The 15101-nt window shown below is 72.3% G+C and carries 12 protein-coding genes; 5 read left to right on the forward strand and 7 right to left on the reverse strand.

The features are described from left to right. Window positions 1-145 precede the first annotated feature (145 nt). A complete protein-coding gene (locus tag ACZ3HQ_RS23860) occupies window positions 146-1522 on the forward strand; it encodes an aminotransferase class V-fold PLP-dependent enzyme (RefSeq protein ID WP_467513877.1) in 1377 nt (458 codons plus the stop codon). Between the two features lie 116 nt (window positions 1523-1638). Here the strand turns inward: ACZ3HQ_RS23860 and ACZ3HQ_RS23865 are convergent, their stop codons facing one another. Beyond that, a complete protein-coding gene (locus tag ACZ3HQ_RS23865) occupies window positions 1639-2613 on the reverse strand; it encodes a carbohydrate kinase family protein (RefSeq protein WP_467513878.1) in 975 nt (324 codons plus the stop codon). Between the two features lie 131 nt (window positions 2614-2744). On the opposite strand from ACZ3HQ_RS23865, the gene ACZ3HQ_RS23870 reads away from it, so the two are divergent. Beyond that, window positions 2745-2939: a hypothetical protein gene (locus ACZ3HQ_RS23870; RefSeq protein ID WP_467513880.1), complete on the forward strand. Its 195-nt coding sequence runs from the start codon at window positions 2745-2747 to the stop codon at window positions 2937-2939. Window positions 2940-3067: 128 nt separating this feature from the next. Further along, complete coding sequence (locus ACZ3HQ_RS23875) at window positions 3068-5011, forward strand: hypothetical protein (RefSeq protein WP_467513881.1); 1944 nt, start codon at window positions 3068-3070, stop codon at window positions 5009-5011. A 76-nt stretch (window positions 5012-5087) separates the two neighbouring features. Here the strand turns inward: ACZ3HQ_RS23875 and erpA are convergent, their stop codons facing one another. Beyond that, window positions 5088-5444: an iron-sulfur cluster insertion protein ErpA gene (gene erpA, locus ACZ3HQ_RS23880; protein WP_030807593.1), complete on the reverse strand. Its 357-nt coding sequence runs from the start codon at window positions 5442-5444 to the stop codon at window positions 5088-5090. 262 nt (window positions 5445-5706) lie between these two features. Between erpA and nadA the strand changes: the two genes are divergently transcribed. Next, window positions 5707-6891 carry a quinolinate synthase NadA gene (gene nadA / locus ACZ3HQ_RS23885; RefSeq protein ID WP_467513883.1) on the forward strand — a complete coding sequence of 395 codons (1185 nt, stop codon included), beginning with the start codon at window positions 5707-5709 and terminating at the stop codon, window positions 6889-6891. Window positions 6892-6965: 74 nt separating this feature from the next. Here nadA and ACZ3HQ_RS23890 read toward each other — a convergent pair whose 3' ends face one another. From ACZ3HQ_RS23890 to ACZ3HQ_RS23900, 3 genes are all read right to left on the reverse strand, one after another. Beyond that, on the reverse strand, window positions 6966-10076 hold the full coding sequence (locus ACZ3HQ_RS23890; RefSeq protein WP_467513885.1) for an efflux RND transporter permease subunit: 3111 nt from the start codon (window positions 10074-10076) through the stop codon (window positions 6966-6968). A gap of 156 nt (window positions 10077-10232) precedes the next feature. After that, entirely contained in the window at window positions 10233-10910 is a 678-nt protein-coding gene (locus ACZ3HQ_RS23895) for a response regulator (RefSeq protein WP_161204475.1), read from the reverse strand. Then, window positions 10907-12127: a sensor histidine kinase gene (locus ACZ3HQ_RS23900; RefSeq protein ID WP_467513887.1), complete on the reverse strand. Its 1221-nt coding sequence runs from the start codon at window positions 12125-12127 to the stop codon at window positions 10907-10909. The genes ACZ3HQ_RS23895 and ACZ3HQ_RS23900 overlap by 4 nt, the downstream gene beginning before the upstream one ends. 188 nt (window positions 12128-12315) lie before the next feature. Between ACZ3HQ_RS23900 and ACZ3HQ_RS23905 the strand changes: the two genes are divergently transcribed. Next, window positions 12316-13692, forward strand: a complete 1377-nt coding sequence (locus tag ACZ3HQ_RS23905) for a DUF3616 domain-containing protein (protein WP_467513888.1) — start codon at window positions 12316-12318, stop codon at window positions 13690-13692. Between the two features lie 16 nt (window positions 13693-13708). Here the strand turns inward: ACZ3HQ_RS23905 and pspAA are convergent, their stop codons facing one another. Continuing rightward, window positions 13709-13987 carry a PspA-associated protein PspAA gene (gene pspAA, locus ACZ3HQ_RS23910; protein ID WP_467513889.1) on the reverse strand — a complete coding sequence of 93 codons (279 nt, stop codon included), beginning with the start codon at window positions 13985-13987 and terminating at the stop codon, window positions 13709-13711. Between the two features lie 33 nt (window positions 13988-14020). Continuing rightward, window positions 14021-14818 carry a PspA/IM30 family protein gene (locus ACZ3HQ_RS23915; protein WP_467513890.1) on the reverse strand — a complete coding sequence of 266 codons (798 nt, stop codon included), beginning with the start codon at window positions 14816-14818 and terminating at the stop codon, window positions 14021-14023. Window positions 14819-15101: the final 283 nt, after the last annotated feature.

The raw sequence follows: 15101 nt of genomic DNA on the forward strand, positions 1-15101 counted from the left end.
GTCGGGTCGTTCTGAGGGGTGGATCAGGGGGACCAATCGCCGTTGTTGGGGTGGTTTGGGGGTGTGTGCGGGAGGCGGTGGGCTGGTCGCGCAGTTCCCCGCGCCCCTGGGTGGGACCGGTGGACCGGCGTTCTACCGTGGCCGTGTGGCCTACTTCGATGTTGCTTCCGGTGCTCCTCTTCATCCTGTCGCTCGTCAGGCGTTGTTGGCGTCTTTGGACGAGGGGTGGGCCGATCCGGGGCGGTTGTACCGCGAGGGGCGGCGGGCCCGGATGCTGCTGGACGCGGCGCGGGAGGCGGCGGCCGAGGCGGTGGGGTGCCGGGCGGACGAGGTGGTGTTCACCTCGTCCGGGACGCGGGCCGTCCAGGACGGTGTGGCGGGGGCGTTGGCCGGGCGGCGACGCGTCGGACGTCACCTGATCGTGTCAGCGGTCGAACATTCCTCGGTCCTCCATTCGGCGGACGCGTTCGAGGCCGGGGGCGGTGCTGTCACCCGAGTGGGCGTCAGCCGGGCGGGAGCGGTGGACCCGTCGGCGTACGCGGAGGCGCTGCGGGCGGACACCGCGCTGGCGTGTCTGCAGTCGGCCAACCATGAGGTGGGCACGGTGCAGCCGGTGGCCGAGGTGGCCGGGGCGTGCCGGGCGGCCGGGGTGCCGCTGCTGGTGGACGCGGCCCAGTCGCTGGGCTGGGGACCGGTGCCCGAGGGCTGGTCGCTGCTGACGGCAAGCGCGCACAAGTGGGGCGGCCCCTCGGGCGTGGGCCTGCTGGTGGTGCGCAAGGGCGTGCGCTTCGCGGCGCAGGGCCCGGGCGAGGAACGGGAGTCGGGGCGCGTCGCCGGCTTCGGCAACATCCCGGCGATCGTGGCCTCGGTGGCCGCGCTGCGGGCGGTACGGGCCGAGGCCGACGCGGAGGCGGTACGGCTGCGGGCGCTGACCGAGCGGATTCGGGCACGGGTGCCGCGCCTGGTGCCGGACGTGGAGGTGGTGGGCGATCCCGAGCGGCGGCTGCCGGGGATCGTCACGTTCTCCTGCCTGTACGTCGACGGGGAGGTGCTGCTGTCCGAGCTGGACCGGGCCGGCTTCTCCGTCTCCTCCGGCTCCTCCTGCACCAGCGGCACCCTGACACCGAGCCATGTGCTCAGGGCGATGGGGGTACTGAGCGAGGGCAACGTCCGCGTGTCGCTGCCGCTGGGCGTCGCGTCGGAGGAGGTCGACCGCTTCCTGGAGGTGCTGCCGGGGGTGGTGGCGGGGGTCCGCGCCCAGCTCGGCGCTCCGGAGCCCCAGGTGGAGGAACGGGCGGCCGAGTTGGTGGTCGACTCCCTCGGCAAGCGCTGCCCGATCCCGGTGATCGAACTGGCCAAGGTGTTCGCCGAGGTCCCCGTGGGTGGCACGGTGAGGGTCCTGTCGGACGACGAGGCGGCCCGCCTGGACATCCCGGCCTGGTGCGAGATGCGGGGCCAGGAGTACGTGGGCGAGGAGAAGGCGGAGCGGGGCAGTGCCTACGTCGTCCGCCGGCTGAGCTGATCAGGGGGCCGAGCTGATCGGGGGCGCGGGGCTGCATTGGATTTGCGGCTCCGCCGCGTGGGCGCGACAAGCCACGACGGGCCCGCAGCGAACCACGGACCCGTCGAGGCGAGCAATCAGCTCAGGTGCTCACGAACCTCAGCAGCCGCGTCCTCGCCGTACGCCTTCGTGAACCGATCCATGAAGTGCGCCCGCCGGAGCTGGTACTCCTGCGTACCCACGGTCTCGATGACGAGCGTCGCCAGCATGCACCCGACCTGAGCGGCACGCTCGTGCGAGACCCCCCAGGCGAGCCCGGACAGGAACCCGGCGCGGAAGGCGTCGCCGACACCGGTGGGGTCGGCCTTGCGCTCCTCCTCGGGGCACCCGACCTCGATCGGGTCCTCGCCGACCCGCTCGATCCGCACACCCCGCGAGCCGAGCGTGGTCACCCGGTGCCCGACCTTCGCGAGAATCTGCTCGTCGCTCCAGCCGGTCTTGGACTCGATGAGCCCCTTCTCGTACTCGTTGGAGAACAGGTACGTCGCGCCGTCCAGCAGTATCCGGATCTCCTCGCCCTCCATACGGGCGATCTGCTGGGAGAAGTCCGCGGCGAACGGGATGGACCGGGAGCGGCACTCCTCCGTGTGGCGGAGCATGCCCTCCGGGTCGTCGGCGCCGATCAGGACGAGGTCGAGGCCGCCGACCCGGTCCGCGACCGTCTTCAGCTCGATCAGCCGGGCCTCGCTCATGGCGCCGGTGTAGAAGGAGCCGATCTGGTTGTGGTCGGAGTCGGTGGTGCACACGAAGCGTGCGGTGTGCAGGGTCTCCGAGATACGGACCGACTCGGTGTCCACACCGTGGCGGTCGAGCCACGAGCGGTACTCGTCGAAGTCGAAGCCCGCGGCGCCGACGAGGATCGGCCGGGTGCCGAGCTGGCCCATGCCGAAGGCGATGTTGGCGCCCACGCCGCCCCGGCGCACGTCCAGGTTGTCGACGAGGAAGGAGAGCGAGACCGTGTGCAGTTGGTCCGCTACGAACTGGTCGGCGAAGCGGCCGGGGAAGGTCATGAGGTGGTCGGTGGCGATGGAGCCGGTGACTGCGATGCGCACGGCAGGCGTTCTCCTGGCGGGAGGGGGAGCTGACAGTTCACGCTACCCGTAATCGGGCACCCGCTGAAGCGGGGAAAACTACCCGATAGTAGATCTTTCTTCACCGCCCTCGCCGTGCCTACGGTGCGCTCATGACGAACCTCAGGCCCGACGACCTCGAAGTGGACCTCCCCGCGCTGCGCGGCGACTGCGCCCGTATGGCTCCGCACTGGGCTCCGCCCGAGCACCAGGTCACCCGCCCTGTCCCGCCCTCGCTGATCCACGGGGTCCGGGTTCCGGTCCGCTCGGCCCGGCTGGTGGACGCGATGTCCGACTACGGCGACTGAGGCTGCCTCCGGCGGTTCGACGGGGTTCTTCGCCGGGCGCGCGGCAGGGAACCGCGCGCCCCCCTCACGCGTCCCACCGCCGTCCCCCGCGCGGGAGACGCGGGGCACGAGCAGCGAGGAGCGATGCGGTGACCACGGAGCGACCCGAGAACCCGGACCGGTCGAAGTCGGAGGAGGGCCCTGCGGCGACCTCGGCGACACCAGAGGCATCGGCGGCACAGGGGGACGCGGAAGGCCGGGAGGCCGACGCAACCGAGGGCGCCCCGGAGACCCCCGCGACCGCGGAGGCAGCAGAGGCATCGGCGGCACAGGGGGACACGGAAGGCCGGGAGGCCGACGCAACCGAGGGCGCCCCGGAGACCCCCGCGACCGCGGAGGCAGCAGAGCGTCGGGAGGTCACGGAGGCGTCGGAGGACCCGGCGGCCGACGGGACCGCGGATGCTCAGGAAGCCCCTGAGGCCGCGAACGCCACGGAGAGCCCCGAGACCCCCTGGCCCGCAGAGAGCCCGGAGACCTCCGGAGCCGCGGGCCCCTCGGAGAGCCTGGAGGCCCCCAAGGCCCCCAAGGCCCCCAAGGACGCGGACGCGGCAGGGGCTGCGGAGGTGGCAGAGCGCCGGGGTTTCGCCGAGGCGGCGGAGGCTCTGGGGAGCCCGGAGGCCGTGGGTGATGTTCCCGCTGTCGAACGGGCCGGCCGGGAAGGCCCCGCCGGACGCCCCCGTACCGCCGCGATCGTCGCCTCTGTCGCTGCCGCCGTGCTGCTCGTCGGCGGCGGGGGCGCCTGGCTGGCCTCCGGGGCCGGGGCCGACGCGAAGCCGGCCGGGAGCAACGGCGCTCCCCCGCCGCTCGCCCTTGACACCGGCACCGGCACCGGCACCGGCACCGGCCGAGCCGGTATCGCCGTCGGCGAGCCCGACCCCAACGGCAGCGTCCGTTACGTCGTCGAAGGCGACCTCCCCGACGGCCCCCGCTCCGCCCCCGTCCACCTCGCGGAGGACAAGGCCGGCAAAGACCAAGTAGCCCGGCTGGCACAGGCGTTGGGGATCGACGGCACCCCCGTGGCCGACGGGAACGGCTGGCGGGCCGGAGAGCGGGAGGGCGGGCCCGTGCTGCGGGTCACCGGCGCCGACTGGTCGTACGCCCGGTATGCGCCCGGTACCGACAACTGTCGCAAGATCACCGTCTGCGCGCAGGACCCGGCCGCCCCGGCGGACGAGCCGGTCAATACGGCGGAGGCGGAGCGGGTGGCGCGGCCGGTGCTGAAGGCGCTCGGGCAGGACGGCGCGAAGGTCGACGCGAACCAGGTGATGGGCGCAAGGCGGGTGGTGAACGCCGACCCGGTGGTGGACGGTCTGCCCACCTACGGCTGGACGACCGGCCTGACCGTGGACGAGAAGGGTGACATCGTCGGCGGCCACGGCATGCTGGCGCGGCTCACGAAGGGCGACACGTACCCCGTGCTGGGCGCGGCCGACACGGTGAAGCTGATGAACAAGCGGCCCGCGCCGGGCCACCGGGCGGGCATCGGCGGCTGTGCGAGCCCGGTGCCGCTGAAGGACCGGCTGGAGCAGCCGTGCGGCGCCGGCACCGGCTCACCCGCCGCGCCCACGACGGACTCGGTGACGGTCGAGAAGGCGGTGTTCGGGCTGGCCGCGCAGTCGGTGGACGGCCGCCGGGCCCTCGTACCGTCCTGGCTGTTCGAGGTGCGCGGTTCGGCGGCCCGTGGGGGCTTCACCGTGGCGCACCCGGCGGTCGACCCGGAGTACCTCGCCTCGCCGGCCACCGAGGCGCCGAAGGAGCGCGGGGTGAAGGTGCAGGGGTACCGCGCCGAGGGCCGGAAGGTGACCGTGCGCTTCATGGGCGGCGTGTGCTCCGAGTACCGCGCGTCGGCGGACGAGAGCGCGGGCCGGGTGACGGTCACGGTCACCGAGAAGCCGCAGCCGGGCAACTGCGTCGCCATGGCCAAGGAGTACGCCCGCACCGTCTCCCTGGACGCCCCCCTCGCGGACCGCGCGGTGGTCGGCGCCGACGGCGACCGGGTCCCGAAGGCGGAGCACAGCCTGCTGCCCCGCTGACACCTCCGCACACGAAGACGGCGGCGGCCCCTCGCCAGGAGGGGCCGCCGCCGTCGTGTCCCGGCTGTGGGACCGGTTAGCTGAAGGAGTCGCCGCAGGCGCAGGAGCCCGTCGCGTTCGGGTTGTCGATCGTGAAGCCCTGCTTCTCGATCGTGTCCACGAAGTCGATGGTGGCGCCGCCCAGGTACGGGGCGCTCATGCGGTCGGTGACGACCTTGACGCCGTCGAAGTCCTTCACGACGTCGCCGTCGAGCGAGCGCTCGTCGAAGAAGAGCTGGTAGCGCAGACCGGAGCAGCCGCCGGGCTGGACGGCCACCCGCAGGGCGAGGTCGTCCCGGCCTTCCTGGTCGAGCAGCGCCTTGACCTTGGCCGCGGCGGCGTCGGTCACGATGATGCCGTCGGTGACGGTGCTGGTCTCGTCCGATACGGACATCTACATCTCTCCCAAGTTGTACGGAGACTGCTTTCCGACCAGTGCAACCGGCGCGCCGGCCGATTCATTCCGGGCCGGGCGGACCGTCTGGCCGCGTTTCGCTCTCCCTTCATGCTCGCACACGGGCGGAAGAGGGGGCAGCGGGCCGGTGCCGGAGAAGCCGGGATTCACGTCACATGGACGCTATCGCCATCGTCAAAGTGACGTGAAGCGGTTATGATAGATAACGTCAGTTAGACGAAAAGTAGAAAGGGTAGGTGCCGTGACCACCGCCCAGTCCCCGCAGCTCGACGTACAGCCGTCTCCGCTCGCCCTGCTGCTGCTCGGCCGCGGGGCCGACCCGAGGAGCGAGCGGGGCGTCGAATGCCCCGGCGATCTGCCCGAGCCGTCCGACCCGGACCTCGTGGCGCGTGCCCGCGCGGCCAAGGAGAAGCTCGGCAGCAAGGTCTTCGTCCTCGGCCACCACTACCAGCGCGACGAGGTCATCCAGTTCGCGGACGTCACCGGTGACTCCTTCAAGCTGGCCCGTGACGCGGCCGCCCGCCCGGACGCCGAGTACATCGTGTTCTGCGGTGTGCACTTCATGGCCGAGTCGGCCGACATCCTCACCACCGACGACCAGAAGGTCGTCCTGCCGGACCTCGCGGCCGGCTGCTCGATGGCCGACATGGCCACGGCCGAGCAGGTCGCGGAGTGCTGGGACGTGCTGACCGAGGCGGGCGTCGCCGAGCAGGTCGTGCCGGTGTCGTACATGAACTCCTCCGCGGACATCAAGGCGTTCACCGGCAAGCACGGGGGCACCATCTGCACCTCCTCCAACGCCGAGCGGGCGCTGGAGTGGGCGTTCCAGCAGGGCGAGAAGGTGCTGTTCCTGCCCGACCAGCACCTCGGCCGCAACACCGCCGTCCGCGACATGGGGATGTCCCTGGAGGACTGCGTCCTCTACAACCCGCACAAGCCGAACGGCGGGCTCACCGCCGAGCAGCTCCGCGACGCGAAGATGATCCTGTGGCGCGGCCACTGCTCCGTCCACGGGCGGTTCAGCCTGGAGTCGGTCGAGGACGTGCGGGAGCGGGTGCCCGGCGTGAACGTCCTGGTCCACCCCGAGTGCCGGCACGAGGTCGTGGCCGCGGCGGACTACGTCGGCTCGACGGAGTACATCATCAAGACGCTGGAGGCGGCTCCGGCCGGGTCCAAGTGGGCCATCGGCACCGAACTGAACCTCGTCCGGCGGCTGGCGAACCGGTTCGCGCCCGAGGGCAAGGAGATCGTCTTCCTCGACAAGACGGTCTGCTTCTGCTCCACCATGAACCGCATCGACCTCCCCCACCTGGTCTGGACCCTGGAGTCCCTCGCCGAGGGCACCCTGGTCAACCGCATCGAGGTCGACCGCGAGACGGAGGCGTTCGCCAAGCTGGCCCTGGAGCGGATGCTGGCGCTGCCGTAGGTTGCCCGCGTACGACGGAGGCCCGCCGGACACCTTGAGGGTGTCCGACGGGCCTCCGCTCTGGGTGGTGCCGGTCAGACTCCGGCCGTCTCCGGTTCGTCCGAGGAGTGCTGCTCGGCCTCCGGCGCCCGCTTCGCCGCCTTCTTCGCCGCACGGCGTTCCTTGCGGAGTTCGACCATCGCGTAGAGCGTCGGGACGAGGAGGAGGGTCAGGAGGGTGGAGGTGATCAGGCCGCCGATCACCACGACCGCCAGCGGCTGGGCGATGAAGCCGCCCTCGCCGGTGACGCCGAGCGCCATCGGCAGAAGGGCGAAGATCGTCGCCAGGGCGGTCATGAGGATCGGGCGGAGCCGGTGCCGGCCGCCTTCCACGACGGCCTCGACGACCCCGTGCCCCTGCGAGCGGTACTGGTTGATCAGGTCGATCAGCACGATCGCGTTGGTCACCACGATGCCGATGAGCATCAGCATGCCGATCATCGCCGGGACGCCCATCGGGGTGCCGGTGAGGATGAGCAGGCCGATCGCGCCGGTCGCCGCGAACGGGATGGAGACCAGCAGGATCAGCGGCTGGATCAGCGAGCGGAACGTCGCCACCAGCAGCATGAACACGATGGCGATCGCCGCCAGCATGGCCAGACCCAGGTTCTTGAAGGCGTCGTCCTGGTCGGAGGAGACCCCGCCGATCTCGGCCGTGGCGCCCGCCGGGAGCTTCAGGGCCTTGATCTTCGACTGGAGCTGGGCGCTGACCGCGCCGGTGTTGTCCCCGGTCGGCTTGGCCGTGACGGTCGCCGCGCGCTGACCGTCGATCCGGGTCATCGACACCGGTCCGTCGACCAGCTTCACCGTGGCGATGTCACCGAGCTTCACCGCGCCGAGCCGCAGGTCCTTCAACTGGGCCAGGGTGGCGGCCGGGTGGGCGGACCGTACGACGACGTCGCGCTCGGTGTCGTCCAGGACGGCCTTGCCCGCCGGGACACCGCGCACCGACTGCGCCACCGCCGCGCCGAGCTTCTGCTCGTCGAACCCGGCGGCGGCCGCCTTGGCGTTGGCGCGCACCGAGATGCGCGGCACGCTCTGCGCGAGGTCGCTGGTGACGTCGGTGACGTCGTCCAGGCCGGCCACGGTGGAGCGCACCTTCTCGGCCGCCGTGCGCAGGGTCGCGGGGTCGGCGGCCTTGACCACGACGCTGAGGTCCTGGTTGCCGAAGGCCGCGCCCGCCGAGACGGTGGTGGTGCCCGCGCCGTCCAGCTTCTTCAGCCCGTCCTCCAGCTCCCGCTGCACGTCGGCGGCGGAGCCGGAGTCCTTCAGCATGATCTGGTACGACGCCTGGTTGGTGTCGGTGCCGCCGCCGAAGGCGGCCATGAAGCCGGAGGAGCCGACGGTGACCTGGTAGTCCTTGATGCCGTCGATCCCGCCGAGCAGCTTCTCCACCCGCCGGGCCTGGGCGTCGGTCGCGGCGAGGCTGGTGCCGGGCTTCAGCTTCTGCTTGACGGTGAGGACCTGCTGCTCGCCCTGGTCGAAGAAGTTGGTCTTCAGCAGCCCGGCCATCCCGAAGGTGCCGAACAGCACGACGACCGCGATCAGCAGGCTGACCAGCCGGCGCCGGGTGGCGAACCGCAGGACGGGGACGTAGAGGCGCTGGAGGCGGCTGTTCGCCTCCTTCTCCTCGGCCCGGCGGCGGGCCTCCTCGGCGTCCTCGGGGGTGCCCTTGGGGGCGCGCAGGAACCAGTACGACAGCACCGGCACCACGGTCAGCGACACCAGCAGCGAGGCCAGCAGGGCGGCCGTCACGGTGATGCTGAACGAGCCGAACAGGGCGCCCACCATGCCGCCGACCAGGCCGATCGGCAGGAAGACGGCGACCGTGGTGAGGGTGGAGGAGGTGACCGCGCCGGCGACCTCGCGGACGGCGCCGAGGATGGCCTCCTTGCGCTCCTCGCCGTAGCCGAGGTGCCGCTTGATGTTCTCCAGCACCACGATCGAGTCGTCCACGACCCGGCCGATGGCGATGGTCAGCGCGCCCAGCGTGAGCATGTTCAGCGAAAGACCACGCGTCCACAGCACCAGCAGCGCCAGCACCACGGAGAGCGGGATGGAGACCGCGGTGACCAGCGTGGAGCGGACCGAGGCCAGGAAGACCAGGATGATCAGCACGGCGAACAGCAGGCCGAGCGCGCCCTCGGTGGTCAGGCCGTCGATGGCCTTGGACACCTCGGGCCCCTGGTCGCTGACGACCGTGAGCTTCGCGTCCTTGCCGAGGTCGGCCCGGAGCTTCGGAAGCTGGTCCTCGACCGCGTCGGAGATGGCGACGGCGCTGCCGTCGTGGTCCATGGTGACGTTGACGGCGAGGCTCGGCTTGCCGTCCGTCCGGGTCAGCGAGTCGGCCGGGGCCGGCCGCTCCGCGACGGTCGCCACGTCGGCCAGGCGTACGGGCTTGCCGCCCTGGCCCGCGACGCGCAGGTCCTTGATCTGGTCCAGCGAGGTGAAGCCGCCGCCGACCTGCACGGTGCGGTTGGCGCCGTTCTCGTCGAAGGAGCCCGCCGGGACGGACGCGCCGCCCGCCTGGAGCGCCGGGATCAGCGCGGCCGGGCCGATCCCGGCCTTGGCGAGCTTGGCGTCGTCGGGGGTGACGGCGACCTGGAGGTCGCGCACGCCGGTGACCTGGACCCGGCCGACGCCGTCGATGTCCTTCAGCGCGGGGACGACCGTACGGTCCAGCTTGTCGGCCAGCGCCTGCTGGTCGGTGCCGGAGGACGCGGCGAGCACCACGGTCGGCATGTCGTCGGTGGAGCCGGAGACGACCTGGGGGTCGACGGTGTCCGGGAGCTGGGCACGGGCACGGTTGACGGCCTGCTGGACGTCGGTGACGAGCCGCTTGGTGTCGTTGCCGTAGTCGAAGGACGCCATGATCACGGCGTTGCCCTCGCTGGCGGTGGAGGTGACCGAGGTGACGCCGTCGACGCCCTGGAGGCTGTCCTCGATGGGTTCGACGACCTGCTTCTCCACCACGTCGGGCGAGGCGCCCTGGTAGGGGGCGATCACCGAGACCATGGGCAGGTCGATGGTGGGCAGCAGTTGCTGCTTGATCTGGGGTATCGCGATGAGTCCGAAGACCAGCGCGATGAGCGACATCAGGCCGATCAGGGCCCGTTGCGCGAGGCTGAAGCGGGACAGCCAGGACATGGGACAGGGTCTCTCTTCTGTGAGCGGCAGAAGCTGCGGCGGGACGCGTCTGTGCGCCCACCTCACACCCTGGTCCATCGCCGGGGCCCTGCCCGTAGGCCCCAGGTCCATTTCGGGGGCGGGCCGGTACTCCCCGCGCAGTAGGGCGGCCGGGGGTCAGTCCGACCTCGGGCGGACCAGCCCGGACTCGTAGGCGATGACGACGAGCTGGGCCCGGTCGCGGGCGCCCAGCTTGGCCATGGCCCGGTTGACGTGCGTCTTCACGGTGAGCGGGCTGACCTCGAGACGCTCGGCGATCTCGTCGTTGGAGTGCCCGCCGGCCACCAGCACGAGCACCTCGCGCTCCCGGACGGTGAGCGCGTCGAGCCTGGCCAGCCGGGCCGGGTCGGGGGCGGGGGCGTCGGACTGGGCGAGGAAGCGGGCGATCAGGCCCTTGGTGGCGGCCGGGGACAGCAGCGCCTCTCCGCTCGCGGCGAGCCGGATCGCGGTGAGCAGTTCCTCGGGCTCGCTGCCCTTGCCGAGGAACCCGGAGGCGCCCGCGCGCAGCGCCCGTACCACGTAGTCGTCGACCTCGAAGGTGGTCAGGATGACCACCCGGACGTGGGCCAGGGCCGGGTCGGCGCCGATCATGCGGGTGGCGGCGAGGCCGTCGGTGCCGGGCATCCGGATGTCCATCAGGACGACGTCGGCGGCGCACTCCTTGGCCAGCCGGACCGCCTCGGCGCCGTCGGACGCCTCCCCCACCACGGCCATGCCGGGCTCGGAGTCGACCAGCACCCGGAACGCGCTGCGCAGCAGCGCCTGGTCGTCGGCGAGCAGGACACGGATGGTCATACGGGCTTCCTCTCGGCCCCGGCACGGGTCTGGACCGGCAGGATGGCATGGACGCGGAAGCCGCCGCCGTACCGGGGGCCGGTGGTGAGGGTGCCGCCGAGCGCGGTGACCCGCTCGCGCATGCCGAGCAGCCCGTGCCCGCCGCCGGTGCCGGTCGCCCCGGTGGCTCCGGCGCCGTCGTCCAGCACGCTGACCTCGATGTTCGGGCCGACCCGTACGACACTGACCTCGGCCTTGGCGCCGGCCCCGGCGTGCTTGTGGGCGTTGGTGAGGGCTTCCTGCACGATCCGGTAGGCGGCCAGGTCGACGGCGGCCGGGAGTTCGGTGTCCTGGTCGGCGCGGGCCACCTGGACCGGCAGCCCGGCGTTGCGGAAGGTCCCGGCGAGTTCGTCGAGGCGGCCGAGGCCGGAGGCGGGTTCGGTGGGCGCGGCGGGGTCGTCGGACTGGCGGAGCAGGCCGACCGTGGCGCGCAGTTCGTCCAGCGCGGAGCGGCTGGCCTCGCGAACGTGCGCGAGGGCCTCCTTGGCCTGGTCGGGGCGCCGGTCCATGACGTGGGCGACGACGCCCGCCTGCACGTTGACCAGCGCGATGTGGTGGGCGACCACGTCGTGCAGTTCGCGGGCGATGCGCAGCCGTTCCTCGGCGACCCGGCGCCGGGCCTCCTCCTCGCGGGTGCGCTCGGCGCGTTCGGCGCGCTCCCGGATGGCCTGGACGAAGGCGCGGTGGCTGCGCACCGCGTCGCCCGCGGTGGCGCCGATGCCGGTCCAGGCGACGAGGGCGATGTTCTCCTGCGCGTACCAGGGCAGTGGTCCGGCTAGCATGGCGGCGGCCGTCAGCACGGTCATGGTGAGCAGGCCGACCCGCCAGGTGGTGGCGCGGTCGGTGGTGGAGGCGACGGTGTACAGGGCGATGACGGTGGTCATCGCCACGGGGGCGCGCGGGTCGCCGGTGACGCACTCGACCAGGGCGAAGGTGCCGGTGGCGGCCAGTACGGCGAGCGCGGAGCGGCGGCGCAGTACGAGGGCGGCGGCGGCCAGGACCATCAGCAGCAGGCTCAGGACGCCCGGCGGCCGGGCGCCCCAGTCCACGCCGTGGTCGCCGTCCGGTGCGGCGAAGGCGCTGCTGATCATGCACAGCAGCACGGCCCCCGCGATGACCGCGTCGAGTGTGAGGGGGTGCGCCGTGAACTGGTGCCGGGCGCGTCGCAGAGTGCTCACCCGGTGAACAGTACGGGGCGCCGGGAAAGTCCGGGTACGGGTGGGCCGCGGTGGGGGGCGTCAGGTGTCGGGCGGTGTTCGCCGGGGATACCCGTGGTGGACGCCCGCCGTTGGCCGGGCCGCCCGAGCCTTCTCACCGGCATGCGGGCCGCCCGGACCGGATGCGTCGTCGTCGAAAGGCAGTGACCGTGCGCCCTCCCGTCTCCCGTCTGCTCCCCACCGCCACCGCGGTCGCCCTGCTGGCCGTGCTCGGCCCGGCCGGCACGGTGCACGCGGCGTCCACCGGCACCCCCACGATCAAGCTGTCGGCCGCCTACCTGTCCGGCGCGGTCGGCGCGACCGGCGACCCGGTGGTCACGGTGACCGTCGCGCAGAGCGGCGCGGACGCCTCGGGGCTGACGGTGACGGCGTCCAGGAGCAGCCGCAGCACGGTGGCGGGCCCCGGGGACGTCCGGGTCACCGGCACCGGCGGCAGCCGTACGGTCGCGGTGACCGCCCGCGCCCAGGGGTACGCCGACCTCACGCTCAAGGTGACCGGCGCCGACGGCAAGTCCGCCACCACGACCCTGCACTACGCGGCCTCCCCCGCCGTCCAGCGCCCGGCCGACGCCCGCTACCTCACCGGCGCCTCGGACGCCTCCGCCGCCGTGGACGCGGGGGGCGGCTATGTCCTGGTGGCCAACGACGAGGACAACACCCTGCGCCTGTACGACGGTTCGGCCTCGGGCGCGCCGGTGAGGAGCTGGGACCTGTCCTCCGCGCTGGGCGCCGACAAGGAGGTGGACATCGAGGGCGCGGCCCGCGCCGGGAACACCGTCTACTGGACCGGCTCGCTCGGCAACAACAAGGACGGCGAGTACAAGCCGGACCGGAACACGGTCTTCACCACCACTCTCTCCGGCTCCGGCGCCACCACGTCGGTCGCCTTCGGCACCGCCGGACACAGGCTGCGGGACGACCTGGTGGCCTGGGACAAGGCCAACGGCGACCGGTACGGCTTCGCGGCCGCCACCGCCGACGGCCAGACCCCCAAGCAGGTGGACGGCCTCAACGTGGAGGGCCTGGAGTTCGCGCCCGGCTCCACCACCACCGCCTACGTCGGCTTCCGCGCCCCGCTGGTACCGCCGAGCAGCGGCGGGAGGGCGCTGATCGTGCCGGTGACCAACATGGACCAGGTGGTCCGGGGCACGAAGGCGGCCTTCGGCACCCCCGTCGAGCTGGACCTCGGCGGTCTCTCGGTGCGTGATCTGCGCCGGAACGACAAGGGGCAGTACCTGATCGTCGCCGGGTCCTGGGCGGCCGAGGACAACAGCGCGCCCTACGCCCTGTACCGCTGGGACGGGGTGGCCGGGCACCAGCCGGTGAAGGTGCTGGACCTGCCCACGGCGGACGCGGGCGGCTGGGAGTCCGTGGTGTCGGTGCCCGACCTGGACGTGTCCGGCGGCCGGGTCCAGCTCATCACCGACGACGGCAGCGCCGACCTCTACGGCGACGGCACCCAGGCCAAGGACCTCGCCCACCCGGAGTGGCAGAAGTCCCGCTCCACCGTCTTCACACTGGGCTGACGTGGACCCGGGCTGATCAGCCGGGGATCAGCCCGTCGTCGCTGAGCATCTCCCGGACCTCCGCCACGGTGGCGTCCGGGGCGGGCAGGATCAGCTCGGAGGGCTCCAGGGAGTCGTCCGGGAGCGGGGTGCCCAGCTTCCGGACGGCTTCCAGCAGCGCGTGCAGGGTGCGCCGGAAGCCCTCCTCGTCACCGCCCTCGACCTCGGCGAGCAGTTCGTCGTCCAGCGCGTTCAGCTCAGGGAAGCGGGAGTCGTCCAGCCTCACCTGGCCCTCACCCATGATCCGTACGATCACTACGGCCTCCTCGGCTCGGGTCCCGGCGGCGGGCTACTGCTTGTCGAAGCGGGGGGTGTCCTGCGGCTGCTGCTGAGCCTGCTGACCGCCCGTCCCGCCCTCGATGGCCTGCTGGCTGCCGGAGGAGCCGCCGGCCAGCTCGGCCTTCATCCGCTGGAGCTCCAGCTCCACGTCCGAACCGCCGGAGAGGCGGTCCAGCTCGGCCTGGATGTCGTCCTTGGCCATGCCGGACTGGTCGTCCAGCGCGCCGGAGGCGAGCAGCTCGTCGATCGCGCCGGCCCTGGCCTGGAGCTGGGCCGTCTTGTCCTCGGCCCGCTGGATCGCCATGCCCACGTCGCCCATCTCCTCGGAGATGCCGGAGAACGCCTCCCCGATACGGGTCTGCGCCTGGGCGGCGGTGTAGGTGGCCTTGATGGTCTCCTTCTTCGTACGGAAGGCGTCCACCTTGGCCTGGAGGCGCTGGGCCGCGAGGGTCAGCTTCTCCTCCTCGCCCTGGAGGGTGGCGTGCTGCGTCTGAAGGTCCGTGACCTGCTGCTGGAGGGCGGAGCGGCGGGACAGCGCCTCGCGGGCGAGGTCCTCCCGGCCGAGCGCGAGGGCCTTGCGGCCCTGGTCCTCCAGCTTCCCGGACTGCTGCTGCAACTGGTTGAGCTGGAGCTCCAGGCGCTTGCGGGAGGTCGCCACGTCGGCGACACCGCGCCGCACCTTCTGGAGCAGCTCCAACTGCTTCTGGTACGAGTAGTCGAGGGTCTCGCGCGGGTCCTCGGCCCGGTCAAGGGCCTTGTTCGCCTTCGCGCGGAAGATCATCCCCATACGCTTCATGACACCGCTCATGGGCTTCGCGCGCCCCCTTCTGACGGACTCCAGCTCACCGATCCTGCGACAGAACCCACAGTACGGGCCCTGCCACCATTACCGCACCGTTCGGGGAGCGATGCGCTCCTCCCCAAGGACGAGCCCGGGCCCGGACCCTCCGGCGTGAGGAGTAGGTGGTCCCCGGGGATGACGCCGCGCCGGGGCACGACTCGCCCGGAAAGCGCCGGTGACGTCCTCTTCGTACCCCGATAGACGTCCGGCGTTGCCGGATCGTTCCCCGAGGGACTGGGGTCCATGCCGG

This window comes from Streptomyces sp. NPDC018263, from assembly GCF_055562575.1.

Bases quoted from the DNA above. Each gene is read 5' to 3' on its own strand.
- ACZ3HQ_RS23890 (WP_467513885.1), bottom strand. From the start codon at position 10,076: ATGTCCTGGCTGTCCCGCTTCAGCCTCGCGCAACGGGCCCTGATCGGC.
- ACZ3HQ_RS23895 (WP_161204475.1), bottom strand. From the start codon at position 10,910: ATGACCATCCGTGTCCTGCTCGCCGACGACCAGGCGCTGCTGCGCAGC.
- erpA (WP_030807593.1), bottom strand. From the start codon at position 5,444: ATGTCCGTATCGGACGAGACCAGCACCGTCACCGACGGCATCATCGTG.
- ACZ3HQ_RS23915 (WP_467513890.1), bottom strand. From the start codon at position 14,818: ATGAGCGGTGTCATGAAGCGTATGGGGATGATCTTCCGCGCGAAGGCG.
- ACZ3HQ_RS23870 (WP_467513880.1), top strand. From the start codon at position 2,745: ATGACGAACCTCAGGCCCGACGACCTCGAAGTGGACCTCCCCGCGCTG.